The sequence below is a fragment of the Staphylococcus sp. 231237_7MaSpsaltlick genome (assembly GCF_043107035.1).
Genome location: NZ_JBICNX010000006.1, coordinates 173,301 through 199,373, shown reverse-complemented (window position 1 = coordinate 199,373; position 26,073 = coordinate 173,301). Strand labels below are relative to the sequence as shown.

24 protein-coding genes are annotated in these 26,073 nt (G+C 35.2%); 15 read left to right on the top strand and 9 right to left on the bottom strand.

The window, feature by feature from the left end:
- The first annotated feature begins 166 nt into the window (after positions 1-166).
- The 3 genes from ACF91D_RS13720 (at position 167) to ACF91D_RS13710 (ending at position 2,830) form a co-directional block, all read left to right on the top strand.
- Complete coding sequence (locus ACF91D_RS13720; protein ID WP_042737692.1) at positions 167-526, top strand: DUF1304 domain-containing protein; 360 nt, start codon at positions 167-169, stop codon at positions 524-526.
- Positions 527-633: 107 nt separating this feature from the next.
- A complete protein-coding gene (locus tag ACF91D_RS13715; RefSeq protein ID WP_042737691.1) occupies positions 634-1,011 on the top strand; it encodes a nuclear transport factor 2 family protein in 378 nt (125 codons plus the stop codon).
- Between the two features lie 445 nt (positions 1,012-1,456).
- Complete coding sequence (locus ACF91D_RS13710) at positions 1,457-2,830, top strand: MFS transporter (RefSeq protein ID WP_107589763.1); 1,374 nt, start codon at positions 1,457-1,459, stop codon at positions 2,828-2,830.
- A 164-nt stretch (positions 2,831-2,994) separates the two neighbouring features.
- Here the strand turns inward: ACF91D_RS13710 and ACF91D_RS13705 are convergent, their stop codons facing one another.
- Positions 2,995-3,366 (bottom strand): hypothetical protein, encoded by a 372-nt coding sequence (locus ACF91D_RS13705; RefSeq protein ID WP_042737689.1) that lies wholly within the window; start codon positions 3,364-3,366, stop codon positions 2,995-2,997.
- A gap of 385 nt (positions 3,367-3,751) precedes the next feature.
- Here ACF91D_RS13705 and ACF91D_RS13700 point away from each other — a divergent pair, with 385 nt between their 5' ends.
- The 7 genes from ACF91D_RS13700 (at position 3,752) to ACF91D_RS13670 (ending at position 6,927) form a co-directional block, all read left to right on the top strand.
- The gene (locus tag ACF91D_RS13700; protein WP_392437196.1) at positions 3,752-4,144 is read left to right on the top strand and encodes a hypothetical protein; all 393 of its coding nucleotides are present in this window, start codon (positions 3,752-3,754) and stop codon (positions 4,142-4,144) included.
- Positions 4,134-4,730 carry a hypothetical protein gene (locus ACF91D_RS13695; protein ID WP_107526545.1) on the top strand — a complete coding sequence of 199 codons (597 nt, stop codon included), beginning with the start codon at positions 4,134-4,136 and terminating at the stop codon, positions 4,728-4,730. The genes ACF91D_RS13700 and ACF91D_RS13695 overlap by 11 nt, the downstream gene beginning before the upstream one ends.
- Before the next feature lie 147 nt (positions 4,731-4,877).
- On the top strand, positions 4,878-5,609 hold the full coding sequence (locus ACF91D_RS13690) for a CPBP family intramembrane glutamic endopeptidase (protein ID WP_157946362.1): 732 nt from the start codon (positions 4,878-4,880) through the stop codon (positions 5,607-5,609).
- Positions 5,610-5,919: 310 nt separating this feature from the next.
- Entirely contained in the window at positions 5,920-6,129 is a 210-nt protein-coding gene (locus ACF91D_RS13685) for a hypothetical protein (protein ID WP_107589762.1), read from the top strand.
- Complete coding sequence (locus ACF91D_RS13680) at positions 6,119-6,472, top strand: hypothetical protein (protein ID WP_107589761.1); 354 nt, start codon at positions 6,119-6,121, stop codon at positions 6,470-6,472. Before ACF91D_RS13685 ends, ACF91D_RS13680 begins: the two co-directional genes overlap by 11 nt.
- Positions 6,473-6,491: 19 nt before the next feature.
- Positions 6,492-6,680 (top strand): hypothetical protein, encoded by a 189-nt coding sequence (locus ACF91D_RS13675; protein ID WP_142400634.1) that lies wholly within the window; start codon positions 6,492-6,494, stop codon positions 6,678-6,680.
- A 52-nt stretch (positions 6,681-6,732) separates the two neighbouring features.
- A complete protein-coding gene (locus tag ACF91D_RS13670) occupies positions 6,733-6,927 on the top strand; it encodes a hypothetical protein (RefSeq protein ID WP_107589760.1) in 195 nt (64 codons plus the stop codon).
- 300 nt (positions 6,928-7,227) lie between these two features.
- On the opposite strand, the gene ACF91D_RS13665 is transcribed toward ACF91D_RS13670, so the two are convergent.
- Both ACF91D_RS13665 and ACF91D_RS13660 read right to left on the bottom strand, forming a co-directional pair.
- On the bottom strand, positions 7,228-7,497 hold the full coding sequence (locus tag ACF91D_RS13665; RefSeq protein ID WP_107589759.1) for a Txe/YoeB family addiction module toxin: 270 nt from the start codon (positions 7,495-7,497) through the stop codon (positions 7,228-7,230).
- A complete protein-coding gene (locus ACF91D_RS13660; RefSeq protein ID WP_042737684.1) occupies positions 7,498-7,746 on the bottom strand; it encodes a type II toxin-antitoxin system Phd/YefM family antitoxin in 249 nt (82 codons plus the stop codon). It lies immediately after the preceding gene.
- Between the two features lie 467 nt (positions 7,747-8,213).
- On the opposite strand from ACF91D_RS13660, the gene fadX reads away from it, so the two are divergent.
- From fadX to ACF91D_RS13635, 5 genes are all read left to right on the top strand, one after another.
- Positions 8,214-9,788: a fatty acid degradation protein FadX gene (gene fadX, locus ACF91D_RS13655; protein ID WP_107589758.1), complete on the top strand. Its 1,575-nt coding sequence runs from the start codon at positions 8,214-8,216 to the stop codon at positions 9,786-9,788.
- A gap of 14 nt (positions 9,789-9,802) precedes the next feature.
- Entirely contained in the window at positions 9,803-11,326 is a 1,524-nt protein-coding gene (gene fadD / locus ACF91D_RS13650) for a long-chain-fatty-acid--CoA ligase FadD (protein ID WP_107526541.1), read from the top strand.
- A gap of 93 nt (positions 11,327-11,419) precedes the next feature.
- Entirely contained in the window at positions 11,420-12,628 is a 1,209-nt protein-coding gene (fadE, locus tag ACF91D_RS13645) for an acyl-CoA dehydrogenase FadE (RefSeq protein ID WP_107526540.1), read from the top strand.
- A 51-nt stretch (positions 12,629-12,679) separates the two neighbouring features.
- Positions 12,680-14,938 carry a 3-hydroxyacyl-CoA dehydrogenase/crotonase FadB gene (fadB, locus tag ACF91D_RS13640; RefSeq protein ID WP_107589757.1) on the top strand — a complete coding sequence of 753 codons (2,259 nt, stop codon included), beginning with the start codon at positions 12,680-12,682 and terminating at the stop codon, positions 14,936-14,938.
- Between the two features lie 41 nt (positions 14,939-14,979).
- Positions 14,980-16,176, top strand: a complete 1,197-nt coding sequence (locus tag ACF91D_RS13635; RefSeq protein ID WP_107589756.1) for a thiolase family protein — start codon at positions 14,980-14,982, stop codon at positions 16,174-16,176.
- Between the two features lie 92 nt (positions 16,177-16,268).
- Here the strand turns inward: ACF91D_RS13635 and ACF91D_RS13630 are convergent, their stop codons facing one another.
- The 6 genes from ACF91D_RS13630 to ACF91D_RS13605 all read right to left on the bottom strand — a co-directional run bounded on the left by ACF91D_RS13630 (position 16,269) and on the right by ACF91D_RS13605 (position 25,584).
- Positions 16,269-18,146: a diflavin oxidoreductase gene (locus ACF91D_RS13630; RefSeq protein ID WP_241959797.1), complete on the bottom strand. Its 1,878-nt coding sequence runs from the start codon at positions 18,144-18,146 to the stop codon at positions 16,269-16,271.
- A gap of 359 nt (positions 18,147-18,505) precedes the next feature.
- Positions 18,506-19,246 (bottom strand): cyclase family protein, encoded by a 741-nt coding sequence (locus ACF91D_RS13625; RefSeq protein ID WP_042737677.1) that lies wholly within the window; start codon positions 19,244-19,246, stop codon positions 18,506-18,508.
- A gap of 24 nt (positions 19,247-19,270) precedes the next feature.
- The gene (metE, locus tag ACF91D_RS13620; RefSeq protein ID WP_107589754.1) at positions 19,271-21,517 is read right to left on the bottom strand and encodes a 5-methyltetrahydropteroyltriglutamate--homocysteine S-methyltransferase; all 2,247 of its coding nucleotides are present in this window, start codon (positions 21,515-21,517) and stop codon (positions 19,271-19,273) included.
- Positions 21,511-23,355 (bottom strand): bifunctional homocysteine S-methyltransferase/methylenetetrahydrofolate reductase, encoded by a 1,845-nt coding sequence (locus tag ACF91D_RS13615; protein WP_042737675.1) that lies wholly within the window; start codon positions 23,353-23,355, stop codon positions 21,511-21,513. The genes metE and ACF91D_RS13615 overlap by 7 nt, the downstream gene beginning before the upstream one ends.
- Positions 23,309-24,484, bottom strand: a complete 1,176-nt coding sequence (gene metC, locus ACF91D_RS13610) for a cystathionine beta-lyase MetC (protein ID WP_107589753.1) — start codon at positions 24,482-24,484, stop codon at positions 23,309-23,311. The genes ACF91D_RS13615 and metC overlap by 47 nt, the downstream gene beginning before the upstream one ends.
- Entirely contained in the window at positions 24,481-25,584 is a 1,104-nt protein-coding gene (locus tag ACF91D_RS13605; protein ID WP_107589752.1) for a PLP-dependent transferase, read from the bottom strand. The genes metC and ACF91D_RS13605 overlap by 4 nt, the downstream gene beginning before the upstream one ends.
- Between the last annotated feature and the right edge of the window lie 489 nt (positions 25,585-26,073).

Below are 26,073 nucleotides of genomic sequence, written 5' to 3'. Positions count from 1 at the left end.
TAGAAGTACTGAATCATGATTATAACTATGGTGAAAGAAAAAATTCTGGTAGTCCACGATTAAGTACAGTAGAATGTAGGAATCAACTTATTTATGCTAATAATTGTAGGTAATTAGCATATTAAAAGATTAAATGACAAAATTTATTTAAATGGAGATGACCTTAATGAATATTGTTTCAGTCATTTTAACTGTATTAGTGGCTTTGGAGTTCTTTTATATTATGTATTTAGAAACCTTTGCTACCACTTCTGCTAGTACGAGTAGAGTATTTAAGATTTCAAAAGAGAAGTTACAAGATGCTAATGTCAACGTACTACTTAAGAATCAAGGTGTGTATAATGGTGTAATTGGTCTTGTACTATTGTACGCCGTTGCATTTGCAAGTCACCCCAAAGAAATGGTTGCAGTGATATTGGTTTATATCATTATCGTTGCGATTTATGGTGGGCTATCTAGTGATAAGAGTATTATATTGAAACAAGGTGGTTTGCCAATTATTACATTAATCTCATTGTTCTTTTAAATTGCATTTGTGAGAATAGGAAAGTCGCTACGTTGTTGTGTAGTGGCTTAATTCCCGGGAAATAACCGAATAGGTTGAAATAAGCTAAGAAATTGTAGGTGAATGTAATGGAAACATTGGATGCATATTTTAAATTATTTGATGACTCGCGTGTGAGCGAAGAGAGTTTCAATCGTTTAGTGGCACTATTTAGTGAAGATATTACCTTTGTATTGAATGGTCAAGCTTATCACGGCATTGAGGCTTGGAAACAGTTTGTACGTAAAGTGTTTGAAATCAATGCAGATTTGAAACATATGTATGATGGTTGGATAGAAAATGAAGATGGCAGTTTTCAAACGCGATGGGCGGTTTGTGGTAAACGTTATGAAACAGGTGTTTATACGCAAGAAGGTATAGATATTGCGAAATTAAATGAACATCATCAAATTACTTATTTGGAAAATAAACCAGATGATAGTGGCTTATTTTCATCAGTAAATTAAATTATATTACTATCGAAACAGGTAACAATGTGTCTTGAGTAGTGGTTGAACGGTTAACAACTTAAAGTTAAACGTTAAGTAGGTATACCACATACGTTTATGAGACGCGATGTTACCTTTTTTTGTTGAAATATTGAATAATGTTGCGGATGGTAATTGAATTAATACTGACTTGCGCTTGCTTTGAAAAATTACTGAAAAAATAGGACTCCATTAATATAAATTTGTGGTACCATCATACTTGTGTATATTTTTCTAAGATTACAATATTCGAGTAATAGCAACGAATATTTATAGATAGATAAGACGTTAAACGTGTTATCACTAGAAAAGTATGACCAGTAATGACTTGATGTGTGGGGAAAGTCTAATCATATAAGTGCTCGACAAGCAATATTGTAATTGAAATATATACATCAATATAGATTAGGAGGTCAAACACATCATGGTTACCAAGCAAAAATCGGGAAACAAATTGATTTTAGCTATAGTATTTAGTGTGTTAACGTATTGGCTATTTGCACAATCGTTTATAAATATATCTACGGAAGTACAAGCAACATATCACACGATGACTGGTGTCGTTAATTTATCAGTGAGCCTGGCATCGTTTGCTACGGGCATTTTTATGGTGGGAGCTGGAGACGTCGCAGATAAAATTGGTAAGTTGAAAATGACGTATATCGGTATTATCTTAAGTGTGATTGGCTCATTGCTAATCATTATTTCTAGTGTCACTGCGCTACTAATTGTGGGTAGGATTCTACAAGGATTATCAGCAGCAATACTATTACCAGCAACGGTCGGTGTATTGAATGATCAATTTAAAGGACAGGCTCTGCGTAAAGCCTTTAGTTATTTAATGATTGCAAGTGTAGGAGGCGTTGGCTTTGCATCGATGGTCGGCGGTTTTGTAGCGACTTATATGACCTGGCAAGTTAACTTTGTCATTTCAATAGTAATCGCACTAATTGCATTTGTATTGTTGATAGGAACTAAAGAAGTAGAGAAGGAAATCATTGATCGTCAACCTTTTGACTATATCGGCATGTGTTTGTTTGCCATTATGATAGGCAGTGTTACTTTGTTTATGACGCAAGGTTTCGAACGTGGTTGGTTAAGTGTATTTTCAGTAAGCTGCCTCGTTGTATTTTTAATTTCAGGTATAGTATTTGTATTATTTGAACGTAAAAAGGCAATGCCGTTTATTGATTTTTCATTATTTAAACACCGTGCATTTGTAGGATCTTCGTTAAGTAATGTAATCTTGAATTCAGGTATTGGCATGATGACCGTATTTAATATGTATGTACAAACCGCAATTGGCTTAAATGCCTTTCAAGCTGGCCTGGTTACAGTGCCTTATGTGTTAATGGCGATCTTTATGGTGCGCATAGGAGAACGATTATCAGTGCGATATGGTGGTAAACCGATGTTGTTAGTAGGGCCACTGTTCCCAACAATGGGTCTCGTACTGATTAGTTTGACTATGTTACCAGCCCAGTGGTACATCATGGCTGCGACAATTGGCTTTGTTATTTGTGCTGTCGGTAATGGCTTATGCGCAACCCCAGGACTAACGGTTGCCTTATTAACTGTGCCGGATGAAAAGGTAGGGCTAGCCACAGGTTTATATAAAATGTGTGCGACACTTGGTGGAGCCTTTGGTATTGCAGTAAGTACTACAGTTTATGCAATATTACAAACACATACGACAATAGAAATGGCTGCTATGGGTACGTTTCTAATCACATTGTGCATTATGGCAACAGGTGTTATTATGACACAATTGATTATTCCTAAGCATACAAAAGCTTAAGTACTAGTATGTATAAAGTGAATTAAGTAGATTAAATAAAGAGGTAACATCATTAATAACTGTGCAGTTTATTGTGCAACAGGTGAATAATGAATGTTACCTCTTTTTGTGTTTGGCGTTAATGCTTACTATTACTATACAATTTAACTTTGAATGAATGTTAGTCATATCTGTGTATTATAATGCACCTTTACTTGAACTTTATTGATATCTAAATTTATTAATAACGTAGGGTCGCTCGCATAAATAATGAATACAGTTTTTAAATAAGTATTATTTTGTGGAAAACGATAACTAACGATATATTTATTACCATCTTTGAAATAATCATATTTATAAGTTGGCGCAACAAGACGTGTCAGTTTATCTAAGTATTGTTCTTTAACAAAGCGATTAATACTTTTATATTTTTTATTCGTATACATTCGTTTACGAATGCGAGAAAGAGAATTTGGACATAATAAACTACAAAATAGTTCGGCGTCCCTTTTAACAATACTATTCATAAAATCTTCAATACATTGTTCTATTTTCATCATACCACCGCCTAATCATAATCTTTGAAAAGCTATACTTAAAACAGTGAATATCTAACAAAATGGAAAACAAAGCGTAGGAACAGTTGATGTCATTATTTATTGAGCAGGCAAAAACGTGTGACGTCATCATGCATATTCATAGTAATCTAAATTATTAATCACTTGTTATAATATGTACAAAACCATTTTCAAACAAAATTTTAATAATTTTAGAATTGAATATATTTCCATATTTTCCACTAATATTAGAAAATAAACATTTTTACTGTAAAATAACACTTTTGTATTGGTGCTACTTTATATTTTATTAACATATAAATTAAATTTAATTAATAACAAATGGTTTTATATTTGTTAATATGTAGTATGGGAGGTATACAATATGAAAATCAAAAATATTATAAGTTTAATTGGTATTGCAATAATTGCCGTCTTAATTGTCGGTTGTGATGATGGTGAAGAAAAAAAGCCAAAGCAAGAAACGGTTAACAAGCATAAGCAAGAGCTCGTATATTTTGAACAGTTAGCCAACGGTGATGAAGATTATCCAAGAGCAGAAATTGGATATAAAGACAAAAAAGGCAAAACGCATACATATACAACGAAAAGTAAAAATGTTTATGAACATATCTTGAAAGATAGTAAGCAAAAACCATACGTTGTAAAAGATGGTAAGAAGTATCACGTCTATCGACTGCCATATATGACATACGATAATAATGAAATTGAAGGTGAAGTTAAAGATAAAGGAGAGGTAAGTAAAGATGATAAATAAGGTCAGCGTTTGGGTTTGTACGCTTGCCATGTTGGGACTTGTCTTTTCACCTGTGACGGAAGCTATTGGTAGTAGTGGTTCAAGTAGCTCAAGCAGTACGAGCAGTTCAAGTAGTTCAAGTAGCAGTTCGTCAACAAGTAGTACGACGAGTACGTCTTCAAGTGCTCGTGCGAGTGTGGCATCACGTGCTGCACAAAGTAATATGTCTACTAATATCAATAGTTCGAGAAATGCGACCTCACAAAAAGCGAATAGTAAAACAAGTAGTACGAAACCTTTATCAAGACCTTATCATTCCTTTATTACGCCTACTGCACCTTATAATGATCAGCGATTGGCATCAATGTATTTCAACAATACTTTGTTTTTTTGGATTGTAATGCAACATCATAATCTCGACATCAAGCAGCAACATCATATATTACAGAATAATATGACTGCAAAAGATAAGCTATATACGATTACAATTAAAGATAAACGAGATAAAGAACATTTAATTGTTGTGCCTAAAAAGGATTACGATGCAATTCAAAAGGGTGCACATGTGAAATATAAGAATGGTAAGTTGATAACGACTCATAAGTAACATGGTTATTTAACCACGAAGTTTACAATTTTATATGAAAAAGACAGAAAATAATAGATATAAAAGTGTAAACAATAATGTGGCACTCAGTGATACTATGCTATTATCTAATGTGTAGTATAAAAAGAGTTAAAAAGGATGGGAATCATGAACCACTCAAATAGTGTTAAACCAAAAGGGAATCGCATTATTAATATATTAATATTTATAGGATTAATGTTCCTAGTGTCATCACCTACGATGATTGCGGGATCAATTATTTATTCTGTCGTCAATCATGCAAGTTTATGGATTGTTATAGGCATAACAGTGTTGGGTATTATTTGGACTATATTTATAATGTGGTTATTTAGATGGTATTACCATAAAAAAAGCTATGAAACACTTCAACATCGATTTAGATTAAAAGATATTTTGATTAATATTTTGTGGTTTATTGCTTTACGTATTACGATTGGTGTTTTTACTCTTATTATGCAATCGGTATTTGGCGATAACATTTCGGAAAATGATAAAATCTTGCTAAATCAAATGGAACAATTGAACGATTTAAGTGTTGGATCAGTAATAGGATTGCTATTTTTCTTAATTGTCATTATTTTTGTAGCCCCATTTTTAGAAGAATTATTGTTTAGAGGTATTTTTAAGGAAACTATATTTAAAAAGTCGGCGTTTCTTTTACCATTGATTATATCTTCAGCAATATTCTCATCACTCCATGGCTCTACAAACTGGATTAGCTTTTTGATGTATATGACTTTGGGTATGTTTTTTTACTTAGTTTACAACAGACGTAAAAACTTAAAAGATAGCATGATGGTACATATGTTGAACAATGCTATGGCAGGTATTGCTATGTTAGTTATGGTATTTACGTAATATTTATTGGCAATATTGTTTATAAATAGCACAAAAAAAGACGGTTAATAGCCGTCTTTTTTTATTGTCTTTTTATTGTTGTTAACTAACTAATATATTAGGTGAAGTTTAGAAACGATAAATTTGAACAATTGAAGATTTGATGTTAATTGAACAATATAATCTCAAAGTTTATGTGATTGATGTATATATGAAACAATGTGTGTGCCAGTCATAGTCAAGCAAAAAAATAAAAACAATATAGACTATCAATAAATATAATATTGCGTTAACATAGTTTGTGTTTTAAATATAATTCCAAGGAGTATATATGCAAATTAATAAATTGAGGATAGCTTTATTTATACTATGGTATATCATATGGGTTTTAGTCATTGTGTTTTTTATTAATAACAATTTTGAATCAAATGGTAGTTATTTGATTGTCTTACCATTCTTAATTTTAAGTATTTTTATTAGACCTTTAATTGATAAATTAGCACCTAAAAAGAAAAGAAAAGAAAGAAAAAATGAAAAGTAAATTAAAAGAGTATATGTATATTTTAGCGGTATTACCTATAGAATATTTAGCAATCGTAACAGACTACTATACGAGTACAATGTGGGGTTATATACCTTTCTTATTACTTGTAGCAATAGCGTTTATGTATGCAGGAACGTATACAAAATTAGCCATACTATCACTCACTAGATTACTAGGTGGCATTATTGCCTATATATTGATCTATTTGTCGTCAGAGCGTTTGATTACAACCGGTTATTTTAAGCCAGTTGAGACAAGTGAATTTTCAATAATTCTAAGTGTAGTTAGTCTTGTTGTCATTATTATGGTTTATACATATAAAAAAGTAGGGTTGAAATAATTTAAAAGGAGGTTGTAAATTGAGAGATATTATAGTCGTATGTTCGTACTTCATTATTTCTGTGTCGTTATCGTTAAGTGGTTTTTACGAAAAGCATAATGTGTTTATTTGTATGTTAGTATCTATACCACTTCTAGTGATTGCCCACTATATCATTGACTATATAGCTAAAATATTTAAGAGATACAAACGAAGTGACGAAAAGTAAACTCAAACATGAATAAGTATTATTTAATATAACAATTGTTAGGGGTGAAATTATGAATGGTTTGATTTTAGGAGCATTTTCTTTAAGTACAACATTCGTTACATTAATCAACATTAGTATAGCGTTTGTGGTGATTTTAATTATATATGGAATCCGATACCTTATTTCATACATTAAAAAAGTTGATCATTTAGAAAGAGAATTAAATGATTTAAAAAAAGAGTATTACGAAAAGGAGCGAGGATAAATTTATGGAACCAATATTAAAAGCAATCGCGAGTATATTAGAGTCAGTATTTTTATTTTGGAAAGACCCAATAGATAAGACCAAGAAGTCTAAAACCAAAAAAAGGTGACAGCTTCAGCTTGCCCTGTTCCCTCAGGAGTCTCGCTAAAATACAGTCCAGGTATTAAGGTTTTACATTAAATACCTTGAGATTCTCGAGTTAAATGTGTCTTATTTGTATTTGAGCATAAATCATTCAATATACAATAACGCATCTACAGGCTTCTGATGTTTGTCCTAGAACTTTATATATGAGAATCTTTATTTGTAGTGATATCTACAAGATGCCACTAATATAGCACTGTCATTTACCGTATATACTAGTCTATGTTCTTGATTAATTCGTCTACTATAATACCCAGAAAAATTGCCAACTAGCTTTTCTGGTTTGCCTATACCCTCTAAAGCACCATCTCTAGAGATACTTTGTAATAATTGATTAATTCTTTTAACCATCTTTCTATCCTTGTTTTGAAAAAATTCATAATCATCAAATGCTTGTGGCGAAAAGGTAATGTTCAATTTAGTCATTTATATCAAAATGTCCTTAGTTTTTACATTTCCACGTTCCAAGTTTTCAATGGATTCTGATAGATGTTTCGCATTAGCAGGATTTTGTTGTAAGTATAGAGTTTCCATGATTTCATTATAATTATCTTCTGACATCAGAACTGCATTACGATCTTTTGTAGTAATAGTTATTGTGTCACTATCATCATTAACTTTATTAATCATATCTTTAAAATGTTCACGTACATATGAATAAGATTTAACAGTCATATAAAATGCCTCCTTATAGTGGTTAAATTATAATTACTATAATTGTACAATTTATTGTACAAATTTTCAATCTGTATAAACTTTCAATGTACTAACAATCAATAATTATTTCGATAGGTTGAATTATGCTGATTATAATTTTCAAGGTAGCCAATAAAATTAATATTGTTTTGAATCAGGTATATTCTGTCTGATATCTTTTAACAACCACAAAAATAGCAAAATCCAAATTTATATTATGAATAAGTAAATAACCTTGCCTCTTGTGGTTTCTATTTACACGCAAAGTTACGTATCGTTTCATAAGTGTATCATCCTATAATAGTTATAAAATTTTAAATTTTTGCATATTTCTCAAAATTAATGGTATATTACATGAAAGGGCTTACATATTTAAAGGGGGATGATGGTTAAACTTAGCGTCGAATTGTTGTGTTGCATTTAATGAATGATAGGAGATTATTGGTATGAAGATTATTCCATTATCTGAAGTAACAGACATTATAAAGGACGATCATACAATTGCTATAGCTGCTTTGTCATCAGCTAACTTGCCGGTAGCCTTACTAAAGGCATTGGTTGATCACTATGATGAGTTGCAGGCACCTAAGAATTTAACGTTTATGTTAGCCAATGATATCAGCGACTATCGGGGGGATGGTGTTGATTTAGATTCATTTGTAACAAGAAATATGATAAAAAGGTTGATTACGAGCATTATAACAGCATCACCAGAAACAATTCGTGCGATGAAGGACAATGAAATTGAGGCATACTATATACCTCAAGGTGTACTGACGACACATTATCGTAATCATACAGCTGCTTCACCTGACTATTTAACACGAATTGGTTTGCATACGAATGTTGATCCTAGATATCGAGGAGGTAAAGTGAATCAACGAACTACAAAAGATTTGGTGAGCCTAGTAGAAGTTGATCATCGACAATATTTGAAATATAATTTTCCAAATATTGATATTGCTCTGTTAAGAGGAACTTATGCAGATCAAGATGGGAATATTTATATGACGCATGAAGCCCATCTTGGTGAGGGTTATAGTGTAGCACTAAAGGCACATAATAATGGTGGTAAAGTCATCGTGCAAGTTAAAGCGGTTATTGAGAATGGAAAATTTAATCCGCGAGATGTCTTTATTCCTGGAAAATTAGTTGATTATATCGTTGTAAATGAAAATCCAAAATACCATAGACAAGTAATGCAGCATTATTATGATCCTGCACTTGCTGGTGAATATCGTATTCCAGAAATTCGAGAACCTTTCTTACCATTAAGCATTCGCAAAGTAATATTGCGTCGAGCTGCTCAATTTTTAAAGGCAGAAGATGTAGTGAGTATAGGCTTTGGCATCAATAATGACTTGTCGAATGTATTAATTGAAGAGAATGCGAATCATCTTGTGCAATTGAATATTGATACAGGTGTGTTTGGAGGCATGATTAGTAGCGGACAAAACTTTGGAATGAATTACAATGTTAGTGCGCAAATGAGGCATGATCAAACTTGGGATTTTATTTATAACGGTGGAGTAGATGTTGCTTATTTAAGTTTTGCAGAGGTTGATGCGGTAGGTAATGTCAATGTTTCAAAATTTGGTGACAAAATGAATGGTTGTGGTGGCTTTATTGATATTAGTCAGACGGTAAAGCGCATTGTTTTTTCAGGAACAATGGTTGCCGGGGGTCAACTTGATTTCAAGGATGGCCAGATTGATATAAATAAACAAGGACACACGCATAAATTTGTGCAACATGTGGGCAGTGTAGACTTTAATGCACAATATGCACAGGAACTTGGTCAGGAAGTTTACTTTGTCACTGAACGGGGTGTATTTGAACTCATGAATAACGGCTTGAAATTAATTGAAATCGCACCAGGTCTAGACATCGAGAAAGATATTCTGGCACATATGGATTTCAAACCAATGGTTGCAGAGGATATAAAGGTGACTAATCCGGCGATTTATCATGACAAATGGGGAGGTTTAGATCAAGTCATTAGGTCGGAAGATCGTATTTAAAGGGGGAGAAGAATATGAATTACGACTGGATTAAAACGAGAGCAGCATATGATGAAGTCAAACCAGCAGTGATCGATCCGTTTAAAGGCACATCGTGGTCTTATCAAGATTTGAATAAACGAGCAGAAAATTTAGCGACACATTTACAAGAAGCAGGGGTCAAACAAGGGGATGTCGTCGGTATTTTCGCACCAAATGATGTTTCATTGCTCGACTTGTTATTTGCTACAACAAAATTAGGCGCTGTATATTTACCGATAAATTGGAGACTTAAGCCAAAGGAAATAGAAAGTGTCATTTCAGATTCTAATGTGAAACACATATTTTATGCAGCAAAGCATTTATCAACATTACAAGGTATGGCTGATGATTTGTTATATATGGATGTTGACTCTGCTGAATATGATGAGATTGTCGATCCAACGAATCATAAACCATTTGAGTCAGTAGCTATTGATGGTGATAAATTAGCTATATTGATGTATACAAGTGGTACGACTGGATTGCCAAAAGGTGTGATGTTCTCATATGATTCACTGGTCAATAATCTGATTAACACAGTTCTAACTTATAAGATTAATGCGACATATAAAACGATTATCGCCACGCCAATGTTCCATGTATTAGGTTTCAATGATTTGATATTGCCATTGTTGATGGCAGGGGGAACGGCAGTACTGCAACGTTACTTTAATGGTGAAGATTTAAATGATTTGATGACTGAACATAAGCCGAATTATTTAATTTTAATACCGACTATGTATTATGCTATGCTCGTTTCGAAAAACTTTAACATAGACAACTTTAAAGAGGTTGAGTTCTTAGTACAGGGTGGATCCGCACCTCTTGCCGGAGTTCAACAAAAATTCACGGGAATGGGTCATCATATTATTAATGGTTATGGTCTAACAGAGGCCCCATTAGTAATGGTTAATACACCTGAAAATAGCATAAATAAACCTGGTAGTATAGGTAAACCAATTATGTTTGTTGATATCCGTGTCTTAGATGATAATCATGAGGATGTATTAGCAGGTGAAATTGGAGAATTGGCAGTAAGAGGTAAAAATGTAACGCCAGGTTATTGGAATAAACCCGAGGAGACTGAAAAAGCATTTGTTGATGGGTATTTTTTAACAGGGGATTTAGCTAGAGTAGATGAGGATGGCGATGTTTTTATAGTAGACCGTCGTAAAGAAATGATTATAACAGGTGGAGAAAATGTTCTACCTTCAGAAGTAGAAGCGGTTCTCACGACGCACCCATTAGTAGCACAAGGTGTTGTGTTAAGCTTTGATAGTCCAAAATATGGGGAATCTGTGGCAGCAGCAGTTGTATTAACAGAGAATGATCCAGACTTTGAACAGAAATTAGATGAGCACATGCGTGAAAAGTTAGCTGGCTATAAAGTACCACGTATGTATTTAAAAGTAACACACATGCCACTGAATTCAACTTCTAAACCAGATAAGTTAGAATTACAAAAGCTAATGAATCAAAAAGCACAAGATGGCAAAGCACATGCAGACGAGATTTAACCATTACATCATACTAACAATATTAAATAAAAAATTTTGTGCAATTATGTAAGCGTTATCATCATTTAAATAATAAGGATGGGGGTCCTAATTATGACTACAAAAGAAGAAGTAATTAAAGCGTTATATCCAGAAGATATATTAAGTGTGGCGAAAGATTTAACAGAAGGAGAAGTTAAATTATTAAAGCAACTCAATGACATGTTAGAAGAAAAGTATCGTGATTCAGTAAATGAGCATTGGTTAAATGCAACCGAGCCTGAGGGCTACTTTGAAGCATTAGGGAAATTAAATTACTTTAACAATCCGCTATTGTTTGAAGGACGTGAGGGTGCTCACACACCAAGTCAGTTATTCCAATTCTTTATGTCATATACAATCGCTAGATTTGATGTGTCATTAGCGACATTACTCGGCGTGCATCAAGGTTTAGGGCATAATTCATTTTGGTTTGGTGGCAGTAAAGAACAACAAGCATATTACTTACCTAAATTACAATCACATGAATTGCGAACTTGCTTTGCACTCACTGAACCTGAACATGGTTCAGACGTTGCTGGTGGACTCGAAACGACCGCTAAACGCCAAGGTGATGAATGGATTATCAATGGTGAGAAGAAATGGATCGGTGGTGCGAATGTTGCTGATGTGATGCCAGTCTATGCTGTAGATGTTGATACAGGGAAACCTAAAGGATTTATTATAGAACCAGCGCAAGATGGTGTGGAAATAGAAATACTCGAGCATAAAATTGCGCTTCGCATCGTTCCCAATGCGCGAATACGCTTTAAAAATGTTGTAGTTAAAGAGGAGAATAGATTACAGAACATCAACGGATTTAAAGATATTGCGAAAGTATTATATTCAACGCGTGCTGGTGTAGCATATATGGCGACGGGAGCAATGGCTGGTGCATTAAAGGCAACGACAGATTATGTGACAAAACGTAAACAGTTTGGTAAAGAAATTAGCAAGTTTCAATTGATTCAAGAGAAGTTAGCAATGATGCAAGGTAATCTTGCACAAGCAATGGCGACATGCGCCCAACTTGCACGTATGCAAGCAAATGGTGAATATGATGAAGTAGCGACTTCTACTGCTAAGATGATGAATTCATTGAGATTACGAGAAACAGTTGCTATGGGCAGAGGTGTTCATGGTGGTAATGGTATCTTAGCAGGTGAGTATGATATTGCACGTTTCTTTGCTGATGCAGAAGCGATATACACATATGAAGGTACACATGAAGTCAATGCACTTGTTATAGGTCGTGCGATTACTGGAGATTCAGCTTTTATATAAGTAAGTGTATGGTCACGAAAATGCAAAATTAATATATTTGGAGGGTTTAGTATGACGATAAGAAAAGCAGTCGTATTAGGTGCAGGCACGATGGGAAGTCAAATCGCTGCATTACTTGTAAATGCAGGTCTGAAAGTAAAGATACTAGATATCGTGATTGATGAACAAGAACCAAATAAAATTTCTAAAAAAGCATATGAAACAATTACCAATCCAAAACGTCCATTGTTGTTTGACTTGGATTTTGCATCTAATCTATCATATGGAAATTTCAATGATGATTTAACGGAAGATGAAGATGCGGATATTTATATTGAAGCGGTAAAAGAAGAATTAGAAATCAAACATCAAATATGGGATAAAGTGAAATCAGTAGCACAATCGGATGCATTGTTTGCTACAAATACTTCAGGTATTCCAATTGAAGCTATTGCACAAGCTTTTGATCAAGAAGATAAGCAAAGATTCTTTGGTATGCATTTCTTCAATCCACCACGCATTATGAAATTGGTAGAAATTATTCCGAACGCAAATACTGCACAAGAATATATTGATCGAGTACAAGAATTTGCAGAGGATGTATTAGGTAAGGGTGTCGTGGTCGCAAATGATGTGCCTGGATTTGTTGCCAACCGTGTGGGTACACAAACAATGAACGATATTATGTATAGAGCAGAATCTAGTGGTTTATCAATTACTGAAGTCGATGCGTTGACAGGCAAGAGTATTGGTCGTCCTAAGATGGGGACATACGGTTTGTCAGACTTAGTAGGTCTAGATATTGCTAAAGCAGTCATCGGTGGCTTGCAAAAAGTGCCAGAAGAACAACCGTATTTCCATGATACAAAAATTGCTGATAAATTATATGAAAATGGTGCACTTGGTAATAAGACGAAACAAGGCTTTTATAAAAAGGAAGGCAAACGACGCTTAGTGTACGACTATGAAAGTGGTACGTATGTTGAGCCTACGCCACCACAACAACCTATCTTAAATGAGTTTGGTAAAGATTTAGCGCACAATTTAGATATTATCTTTAATGCACAGGACGATGCAGGTGTGTTTTTATGGGAAACATTAAGAAATAACTTCTACTATTCTGCATTAAATGTGCCGAAAGCTGCAGCCGATTATAAAGATGTTGACCGTGCGATTGTCTGGGGATTTAACTGGAAGCAAGGTCCATTCCAATTATGGGATATGATTGGCTTTGAACGTGTGAAATCTAGAATGAAACAAGAATTGGGTAAATTACCTGATTGGGTAGAGCAACGTAATGAGCCATTTTATGAAGAAGGAGAGACAATTCAACGTACAACTTCGGTAACAGAGTATATAGATAAGGATATATGGGACCACTCTGATTCTAAATTATCCGTAGTTCATGGTAATCAATTATTATTAAAATTACAAAGTGTCAAAAATGTAGTGTCTGATGATTTCGTTAAAGATTTAGCTGCAGCGATAGATTTACTTGAAAATGAAGACTATTCAAGCATGGTAATTTATGCAGATGGCAATAACTTTAGTGTAGGTGCTAACTTGAAATTAATGATGAAAGCCCATGAAGAAGGCACAGTCGATCGAGATATAGGCGAAGGTGTCGATAATTTACACTATAGTTTCAGTAGATTGAAATATGCTTTGAAACCTGTTGTTACAGCTGTTCAAGGTAGAGCACTAGGCGGTGGTTGTGAATTAGTGCTACATTCACCAATAGTAGTAGCTTCTAGCGAATCATATATCGGTTTGGTTGAGACAGGTGTAGGTTTATTGCCGGCAGGTGGTGGACTTGCAGAATTGTCAGATAGAATCTTACGTGGAAACCATAAACATGATGACAAACAACAAGCTATTACCAAAGTGTTAATGAATATTGGCTTAGCTAAAGTATCGACAAATGCATATGAAGCGATTCGCTATGGTTATTTAAGAGAAACAGATACAGTCATATTTAACACTGAAAAGCGTGTTGAAATTGCTTTGAAAAGAGCACAATATGAAGCGGAAACAAATTATGTACCTAAGACAAAAGGACAATATATTGCACTTGGCAGAGACTTTAAAGCATTGGCAGAAGGACAGTTAGATGCACAGCGTTTGGGTCATTTTATCAGTGATTATGATTATGAGATTACGCTTAAAGTGGCAGAGGTTTTAGCTGGTGGAGATGTTCCAAGAAACACATATATCAATCAACGTTATCTACAAAAATTGGAAAAAGAACGCTTTTTAACATTACTCAAGAATCAAAAAACGTATGACAGAATTTCACATATGTTGAAAAAAGGGAAACCGTTACGTAATTAATTTAGAAGTCATTTTATAGATAACAGAAAGGATGATCTTAAATGCGAGATGCATATATTGTAGCGTATGGACGTTCGGCAGCAGGTAAAGCAAAGTTAGGCGGTGCGATGGCACACGAAAGACCTGATGAAGTAGCAGCAAAGGTATTGAAAGGTGTATTAGAACGTGTTGGAGGTAAGTTTGAGCCAGGGATGGTGGAAGATGTTATCGTAGGTAACTCGTTCCCAGAAGGTCTACAAGGACAAAATATTGCAAGAACGATTGCACTATTAGCCGGCTTACCACAAGAGGTACCTGGACAAACGGTCAATCGATACTGTTCTTCAGGATTGCAAACAGTGGCACTTGCAGCTAATCAAATTATTGCGGATCAAGCCGATGTCATTGTTGCAGGTGGTGTCGAATTGATGAGTGCAGTGCCAATGGGAGGTAATGAACCGACGAATAACCCTATTTTACAAGATCAAGATTCAGGAGTATCTCATCCGATGGGATTAACGGCTGAAAATGTAGCCGAAACTTATAAAGTCTCTCGTGAAGATCAAGATGCCTACGCAGTACAAAGTCATCAGCGTGCCAAACAAGCGCAAGATGCAGGCAAATTTGATGATGAAATTATTCCGATAGAAGTAAATAAGGTGACATATGATGCGAATGGTCCAGTAGTTTCCAAGGCTGTGCTAAAAGAAGATGAATTGATTAGACCAGACACAAATGCTGAATCTTTAGCTAAATTGCCAACCGTATTTAAAGCTGACGGCACAGTGACGGCAGGTTCATCTGCACCATTGACAGATGGTACAGGATTCGTAGTTGTGATGTCTGGTGATAAAGTAAAAGAATTAGGTGTCGAGCCGATTGCACGCTTCGTAGGATTTAAAGCGGTAGGTGTCGATCCTAAATTGATGGGCATAGGTCCAGCATATGCAATTCCAGAAGTCTTGAAGTTAACGAATCTTGAAGTGGGAGATATTGATTTAGTGGAACTCAATGAAGCCTTTGCCTCACAAACATTAGCATCTATCCGTGAGGTTGGATTAGATATTGAGAAGACAAATGTAAATGGCGGGGCGATTGCTTTAGGCCATCCGTTAGGTGCAACAGGTGCCATGTTAGTAGGGCGACTATTATCAGAAATGAAGAAACGTCCAGATACTCAATACGGTATGGTAACAATGTGTATCGGTGTTGGTATGGGCGCAGCAGGTATATTTGAATATGTAGGTAAACGTAGCTAAATTTTGATAATGTAATTAAATCTTTGATATGAGCGGAAATAATGAGTCATATTAAAAAGCAGTGTATATTTTACACTGCTTTTTAATCTTTATTAATATACATCACGTTGGTAACGTTGCGCTTTGATAAGTTCTGTTAAATAATGTTCTGCTGCAGTTTCATCATAGCCACCGTGTTGCATTACTACATTAACAAGTGATTGATGTACGCCTTTAGCCATGTCCTCTTTATCACCACAAAGATAGATTGTTGCGCCATCTTCAAGCCAACGATAAAATTCAGCACCATTGTCTTCAATTCGATGTTGTACGTAGATTTTATTTTCTGTATCTCTAGAAAATGCTAAATCTAATTTACTCAATACGCCATCATTTAACCAGCGTTCTAGATCTGTTTGATAGAGGTAATCAGTACTATAATTTTGATTTCCAAAGATTAACCATTGATTGCCAGCTAATCCTAAGTATTCGCGTTCTTGTAAATAAGCACGATATGGAGCAATACCAGTGCCCGCACCAATCATAATTGTTGCCGTGTTATTGTCATATGAGAATTTAAAGTTTGGATTTTTCTTTAAATATACAGGTAAGCTATCCCCAATTGGTGTACGTTCTGCAAGTTGTCCTGAGCATACGCCAAGACGTTCACGGTGATAGGCATCATAACGTACGACGCGTACTGTAAGATGCACGCTATCTGCATTTACTTTATTGCTGCTTGCAATAGAATACTCTCTTGGCGGTAACTTTCTCAAAATATCAAATAATGTTTGAGGTTCTATGCTATAAGGTGAGAAATCTGTGACCAGATCTATTAAATCTCTACCATAAATATAGTTAGTTATCCAAGTATCTTTTTGAGCATTTGCTCTCAGCATTGGGTTTTTAAATACGTCTGCTGCTTGTTTAATGAGTGACGGACTTAGTTTTGAAATTTCAAAATGCTTTGTGAATGCTTCTTTGACAGTAATGGTTGCAGCGTCTTTGCCTATTTGAACTGTCGTATCTGCTTCCCATCCTAAGACATGTATCAGTTTGTTGACTAATGATGGTGCATTTTCAGGAATAATTACTAAACTGTCGCCTGGTTCATAAGATTCGCCATAACCTGCTAAAGATAAAGATAAATGTCTTACTTCTCTCGTTGCCTCTGGTGCAGTCAATACAGTATTATCAATAACTTTAGCTTCATAAGGTTGGTCCTTAGAATAACCCTCCTCATGTGTCTCTAGCGCTACTTCTTCAGCGGTAGCTGTTTCTTTAGCTTTATCGGGTGCACGAGCAGATAATAGTTCGACCATATCTGCCATCCATTGTTCTGATGTTTCTTCAAAATCGAAGTCGCAATCCACACGTTCTGCGATACGGTTGGCACCTAATTGTTCGAGTATATGATCAAAGTCTTTTCCAGCTTGGCAAAAGTCAGGGAAATCTTGATCCCCCAATGCTAATACTGAGTAATTTAATGATTCTAAACGTGGTGCTGTATCACCGTGTAAATACTCATATAAATCAATGGCATTTATTGGTGGTTCACCAACACCTTGGGTCGAACAAATAATAAATACATAGTCTACGGTTGTAAGTTTATCCTTTGGAAAGTCATCCATATCCCACAAATGTACATTAAAGTTGTGAGATTTTAATGTTGTTTCAAACTGTTCTGATACCTCTTCGGCATTACCTGTTTCAGTACCAAATAGAATATGAACATCTAAAGGCTCTGTTACAGTTTGAGTGTCTTCGGTAGCTACTGTTTCAACTGATGGTGCGGCAGAAGTTGAAGACGAAGAAGATGCCGTAGACGTAGTGTCAGTTTCTGAAGCGTAATCCTCTACGGATGTGTTGATAAGATAGCCACTTAACCAATGCTTTTGTTCGGCAGAGAGCATGGGCAGTAACTGATTTATGAGATCCAATTGATTCGTATCAAAAGGAGTATTTGATTGATTGAGTTGCAAAAATGTCACCTCGTTCTTAAATGTATAAAGTACAAAAATTCCACATATATACTATTTTTATATGAAATTTATAAAAATTATAACATTATTTTATAGTTTTATTAATTATTTGTAGAAACTTTTGTTATTTTGTATTGTCAATAAATACTAAAACTTTGATGTTTGTTGCTAAACTGTAACCTTAGTAAATATCGTCAATAATATCTTACATTCTTATGATACAAGTTAACCCCAAATCATTCCAAGGGATAGAATCGATTTGGGGTTATTGTTTATATTTATAGAAAGGAGAATAATAGTTATAAAAAGGGCTCAATTTTTTATAACTATCATTTATAATGGCTAGATTTTAGTTTTAATTGATTAATTTAAGGTTTGATTGCAAATGCACGAACAGGAAATCCTGGTGCGTCATTTGGTTTCGGGCTAATCGTATAAATGATTGCGCCACGGGTTGGTAATTGATCTAAATTTGTTAACAGCTCAATTTGGTAGGTGTCTTGAGATAAGACGTAACGTTCGCCGACAATATCACCATTTTTGGCTACATCTACTGAGGCATCTGTGTCAAAGGTTTCATGACCAATCGCTTTGATATGCCTTGCTTCAAATAAGAATTGTAAGGCGTCCAACCCCCAACCGGGTAAATGGAGATTTCCTTCAGTATCTCTATTTTCGAAACGTTCAATGTCTGGCCAACGTTTTGACCAATCGCTACGTAAAGCAACGAATGTGCCAGGCTCAATTTTGCCATGTTCAGCTTCCCACTGTGCGATATGATTTTGCGTTAAAATGAAATCAGCATCTTTCGCAACTTCATCCGAGAAGTCTAACACAATCAGTGGAAGTGCGAGTTCTGTAAGTTCAATTTCATGTAAGTATCTGGTATTTTCTACAAAATGTATTGGCGCATCAATATGTGTACCATACTGTGTAACGAGGTTCCAATTTTGTACGTAAAATCCATCGTCTTGCACATTGAACAAGGTAGATACTTTAGCACGTTCAAATTCACTGAAACATGGGATTGTTTCATCAAACGCGTGGGTCAAGTCGACCCACGTTAATGTCTTAAGTTGTTCTAACTGTTTCCACAAAGGATAGCTCATAAGAATCACCTACAATAAGATTTATTAAACTGTTGCTGAATTTGTTGTTTTACGTAATTTATCAACTGAATTAACTAATACAGTTAATGCTTCGACAACTTCGTCTTCTTTACGTGTTTTTAGACCACAGTCAGGGTTAACCCAGAATAGTGAACGGTCGATTTCTTGTAAAGCACGGTCGATCGCAGTCGTGATTTCTTCTTCAGTTGGAATACGTGGACTGTGAATATCGTAGACACCAAGGCCAATGCCTAAGTCATACGTAATGTCTTCAAAGTCTTGGATTAAATCACCATGGCTACGTGAAGTTTCGATTGAGATTACATCTGCATCTAAATCATAGATTGCGTGAATGATTTGTCCAAATTGAGAATAACACATATGCGTATGAATTTGTGTTTCATCAGCCACTGAAGAAGTTGAAAGTTTGAATGAACGCACAGCTTTATCTAAATAGTCTGCATGATATTCTGAACGTAATGGTAAACCTTCACGTAATGCCGGCTCATCTACTTGGATGATTTGGATACCAGCTTCTTCTAAAGCAAGTACTTCTTCATTGATAGCAAGTGCGATTTGGTCTTGAACTTCTTCACGAGGTAAATCTACACGTTCGAATGACCAGTTTAAGATTGTAACTGGACCAGTTAACATACCTTTGACAGGTTTGTCTGTTAAACTTTGTGCGTATAAAGTTTCTTTCACAGTTAATGGTTCAGTCCATTTAACATCTCCATAGATGATTGGTGGCTTAACAGCACGTGAACCGTATGATTGAACCCAACCGAATTTAGTAACTAAGAAACCTTGTAATTTCTCACCGAAGAATTCTACCATGTCATTACGTTCGAACTCACCGTGTACTAACACATCTAAACCGATATCTTCTTGAATCTTAATCCAACGAGCGATCTCATTATCTAAGAATGTTCTGTATGCTTCGTCTGTGATACGGTTATTTTTCCAATCTGCGCGTTGTTTACGTACTTCTTGTGATTGAGGGAATGAACCAATTGTTGTTGTTGGTAAATCTGGTAAGTTTAAGCGTGCATCTTGTGCTTTTTTACGCTCAGCAAATACTGATTTACGAGATGTTGGTACACTATCAAAGTCATATTCAAGGTTTTTGAATGATTGGTTTTGGAAACGTTCATAGCTTGCTTTTAACTCATTATATTTAGCATCATCGTTATCATTAAACAATCTTCGTAATGCATCAAGTTCGTCTAACTTTTCAGTTGCAAAGCTTAAGCCTTCAGCGATTGAATCGTCTAATGTTTCATCATCTAATGATACTGGAACGTGTAATAAAGAAGATGACGGTTGAATGACAAGATCATCTGTATACGATTGTAATGTTTCGATTAATTCTTTCTTTGCTTCGATATCTGTTGCCCAAACATTACGGCCATCGATGATACCAGCATAAAGTGTCTTAGAACGATCTAAATCGCCAGCTTTAATTTGCTCAAGGTTGAAGTTACGATCATGAACGAAGTCTAAACCTAAACCTTTAACCGGTAGACTGTTTAAGAATTTTAAATTTACGCGTTCGAAGTATGTTTGGATGACTAGTTTATCTTCTAGTCCTGCTTCAGCAAAATACTTATACGCTGCAGCAGTGATGTCTTCATAATCGGCACTATCATCTTCAACTAATGCTGGTTCATCAACTTGGATGTATTCAGCACCTGCATCAGCAAGTGATTGCAATACTTCTTTATATAATGGAAGTAATGTGTTTACTTTTTCTTCAAAAGTTTGGTTGCCGCCTTTTGATAATTTAACAAAAGTGATTGGACCAACGATAACTGGGTGTGCGTTAACATTTAAAGATTGCGCATATTTAAAGCGTTCTAACAAAACGTTATTGTTTAATTTTGGCTCTACATTATCCCATTCAGGTACGATATAGTGATAGTTTGTGTTAAACCATTTAATCAATGCGCTTGCAACATGTTCTTTGTTACCACGAGCAATATCGAATAATAAATCATCATTAACATCTCTACCTTGGAAACGCTCAGGAATAATGTTAAATAATAAAGATGTATCAAGAATGTGGTCGTAAAGTGAGAAGTCACCAACTGGAATACTTGATAAATTATAGTTCTTTTGTAGTAATAAGTTTTCTTTGTGTAAATCAGTTAATTGTTGGTGTAATGTGTCTAAGTCTACTTTCTTTGACCAGTATCCTTCGATCGCTTTTTTCCATTCTCTCTTTCTACCTAATCTTGGAAAACCTAAATTTGATGTTTGAATTGTCATAATATTGCCTCCTGTTTATTTGAAGTAATCGTTTTTGAATATGATGCAAGTTCAAGTGTATAATCGACGCTTTGGAATGGTGTGATTAAATATAGACCATTAAAGTATTGATGAACGGTATCGATTAATTCCTTTGAAAGTTTCAAGCTTAAAGCTTTTGTTTTTTCTTTATCGTCTTTTACGGCTTCAAATTGACTGAGTATTTCTTCAGATAATTTGATACCTGGCACCTCATTATGTAAAAACAAGGCATTCTTATAACTTGTTACAGGCATGATGCCGATAAAAAACGGAGCGTCTAAATGTTTAGTTGCTTCATATACTTCTTTGATTTTTTCAGCACTGTAGACGGGTTGGGTGATGAAGTAATTCATCCCACTTTCTAACTTTCTTTCTAACCGTCGTACTGCACCATCTAACTTTCTTACATTCGGATCAAACGCGCCGGCGATGTTGAAGTTGGTATTGACCTTCAGCGCATCACCATCAGTATTGATACCTTGGTTAAAGCGTAATGCAATTTCAGTTAAACCTTTGGAATTTACATCATATACATTGGACGCACCTGGCAAGTGCCCAATCTTTGATGGATCACCAGTAATCGTTAAAATTTCATTAACGCCAATGAGTGATAGTCCGAGTAAATGTGACTGTAAACCGATAAGGTTTCTATCTCGACATGTGATATGAACGAGTGGCTCGATATCATATTGTTGCTTGATAATACTTGCTGCCGCAATATTACTAACACGAACGGTAGCGAGTGAATTGTCGGCAAGTGTGACTGCATCAATATCAGCCTCGTCAAGTTTTTTGATATTTCTGAAAAATTTATCTGTGTCTAAATGCTTTGGTGTATCTAATTCAACAATAACAGTAGGTCGTGCTTTGACTTTATCTGTAAGATTTTGTTTAATTGTCGATTGATTACTTTGTTTTTTTACTTTTTTAGTGATTGGAATTACATTTTTGTCTGTAATGGGTGACAGTTCAGCTACAGATGATTTAATAAATTTGATATGTTCTGGTGTTGTGCCACAACATCCACCAATTAAACGAACACCTTCACTGATGAGTTGTTGTGCTACTTTGCCGAAATATACTGCATTATCACTATACTTAAATTCACTGTTATCTATGTCTAATAGGCTAGCATTGGGATAGCATGATAGATAAGCGTCATCAGGTAATTCTATATGAGAAAATGATTCCTTCATATGATGTGGGCCGTGATGACAATTTAAGCCGACAATATCTGCACCGCTAGCTATCAATGTCTTTAAAGCTTCATTAATTTCAGTTCCATCTCGTAAATAATTAGTATTTAGCGCTGTGAGTTGAGCGATAATAGGGATATTGTATTTACGTTTAGTAGCTGTAATAATGTTAGTTAATTCATCTAAATCGTAATAGGTTTCGAAGAGTAAACCATCGACACCTTCTTCTATTAAAGTATCTACTTGTATTTCTGTGTGATACTGAATTGCGGTCAGTTCTAAATCCTCTTGTTTAATACCTCTAAATCCACCTACAGTACCGAGAATAAATGTATCTTCGTTTGCTGCATTTTTAGCAATGCGCACAGCAGCTTGGTGTATTTCTTTAACCTTGTGCTCTAACCCAAAGACCTTTAACTTTTCAAAGTTTGCACCATACGTATTGGTTTGGATGATATCTGCACCTGCATCAATATAACTTTGATGTATACGTTGTACCTTTTCAGGATATGTTAAGTTGTACGCTTCTGGGCAAGTATCCAGGCCTTCAGAGTAAAATATAGTTCCGATTGCACCGTCAGCGACTAGAATATTGTTCTGTAATGCCTTGAGTAATTGACTCATTGAAAGCCTCCTTAAATGCATAGTTTAAATCTGCAATTAATTCTTCTGGTTGTTCTAAACCAACACTTAATCTAAACAAGCCAAATGTGATATTACGTGCTTCGCGCACTTCTTGTGGTACCGCTGCATGTGACATTGTAGCTGGATGTGACAAGATTGTTTCGACACCGCCTAAACTAACTGAAACGAGTGGCAATGTTAATGCGTCTACAAATGCTTGTGCTTTGGATTCGTCTTTTAATCTAAATCCGAGTACTGCGCCACCATGGCTCGCTTGTGCCAAATGTAATGAATCATTACCTGGGTAATAGACTTCTGCGATTTCAGTTCTTTCTATTAAAAAGTCATATATTTTTTGAGCATTTGATACGGATTGATTAAAACGTACAGGCAATGTTTTTAAATGTTTAGCCAGTGTCCAACTATCCTGAGCAGATAGAGCAGTTCCTGTACCATTTTGTAATAGGTATAACGCATCAGCTACTTCTTTGTTACTAGTGATAGCTACACCTGCAATAATGTCGCTATGACCTCCTAAAAATTTAGTAGCACTATGTACCACAATATCAGCTCCCAAAGAGAGAGGGGATTGTCCAAGTGGTGTCATAAACGTATTGTCTACTGCGACTAATAATTCATGTTGTTGAGCGATTTGAACAATACCCTTGATGTCCGTAACTTTGAATAAAGGGTTAGACGGTGTTTCGATATAAATTAATTTGGTATTATCTTGAATCGCTGCTTCAACACTTTCTAACTCTGTAGTGTCAACTGTTGTAAATTGAATGTTATAACGTGTTAATATCTGTTCAGTTAATCGGAATGTGCCACCGTATACATCGTCTGGCAGAATAACATGATCACCTGCGCTGAGTGTTAATAACACTGCAGAAATTGCTGCAATACCTGAAGCATAAGCAAAGGCATAGTCTCCACCTTCAAGTTTGGCTAACTTTTCTTCGAGTAATGCTCTGTTAGGATTACCACTTCTTGCATAGTCATAAGTAGCATTGCCACCTAATACTTTTTGATGAAAAGTTGATGAATCATATAAAGGAGGATTAGCAGAATCATAATCAGTCCCTCTATGTGCGTCGAAAATTACTTCGGTTTCTTTTGATAAACTCATGAAATCACTCCTTCTTTAGATTTTTCTAATGCTTGTATAATATCGCTTTCGATATCGTCATAGTCTTCAATCCCAATAGATAGTCTAAGTAGATGCTCATCAATGCCACGTTTATCCTTTTCTTCATCAGGCATATCGACATGGGTTTGTGTGTAAGGGAATGTAATAAAGGTTTCCGTTCCACCAAGACTTTCTGCAAAGATACAAATTTCTAAATTTTCCAAAAATTTATTCGCTTTAAAGTTCTTATTTAATCGTAAGCTCAGCATACCTGTTTGTCCGCTATAGAGAACTTCGTCAATTGCTTCTAAGTTACTACATCGTTCAGCGAGTAATTTGGCGTTATATTCTGAACGATCCATTCTGAGGTGCAAAGTCTTCAATCCGCGCTGTAGTAAGTAGCTATCGATTGGAGCAAGCGTAGCGCCAATCATGTTGTGAAAATCAGCGAATTGTTCTGCTAACGCGTCATCTTTAACTGTTACTACACCAGCTAATACATCATTGTGACCACCGATATATTTAGTGGCTGAATGTAATACGATGTCTGCACCATCTTCGAGAGGTGTAGAGAGATAAGGTGTTAAAAATGTATTATCTACAATTGTTAACAGATTATATTCTTTGCCTAAAATGTAATACGGGTCTAAGTCAATCTTAATCATTTGAGGATTTGAGATTGGTTCAATGAATAAGGCTTTAGTATTGTCAGTGATTTGGCCTTTTACTTCTTCGTAATTTAGGAAATCTACGTATTTGAAACGAATACCGTATTGTTTCTCATAAAAATCAAATAGTCTAAATGTGCCACCATATAAATCAAATGAGACGAGTACTTCATCACCTGATTTAAATAAATTACAAACCAGTTGAATGGCTGCCATACCACTTGAAGTTGCGAAGGAAGCTGTTCCGCGTTCTAATTTTGCAAAAGCTTCTTCAAAGGCAGAGCGTGTTGGGTTCTTGGTACGAGTGTAATCGTAACCTGTAGACGCCCCTAAATGTGGATGTTGATATGCCGTTGATAAATATATTGGATTGGCGATTGCACCCGTTTGATCTTCAGATAATGCAATTTGTGCTAGTTCAGTATTTTTCATAATCGATAACCTCCTTGTTGGAAATAAAAAAAGCCTCCGTCCTTTAAACCCGAATAAATCGGATGTAAAGGACGAAAGCTTAGCTCGCGGTACCACCTTAATTTGTCACGTTATCACTAACGTAACCTTATCCAGTACGCCATCTTGTTAATTTAACCTAACGTCTGAATTGTGTCATCATATAGTGCATTAAAAAACTCACCTTAATATATAAAAATTAAAATGAGTATTAACGACGTATACGACGTGTGGATAAATCCAGTACGCCATTCAACAAAATGTTAATACTGTATCGCTGTAACGGGCGATCCCGTTGAAACCTCATATTGGCAACAACACTCAAAGGCCATTTTCGAACTTTCTTTCTGTGTCTTCTTTCAGCGTATCAAAGACTCTCTGTGTCAGCAGTGTAAGTTTTACTTTCCTTATTACTGTGTTTGGTTTGTTTCTGTTGTAAATTTGATATACCTAAGATTACACACTCGAATT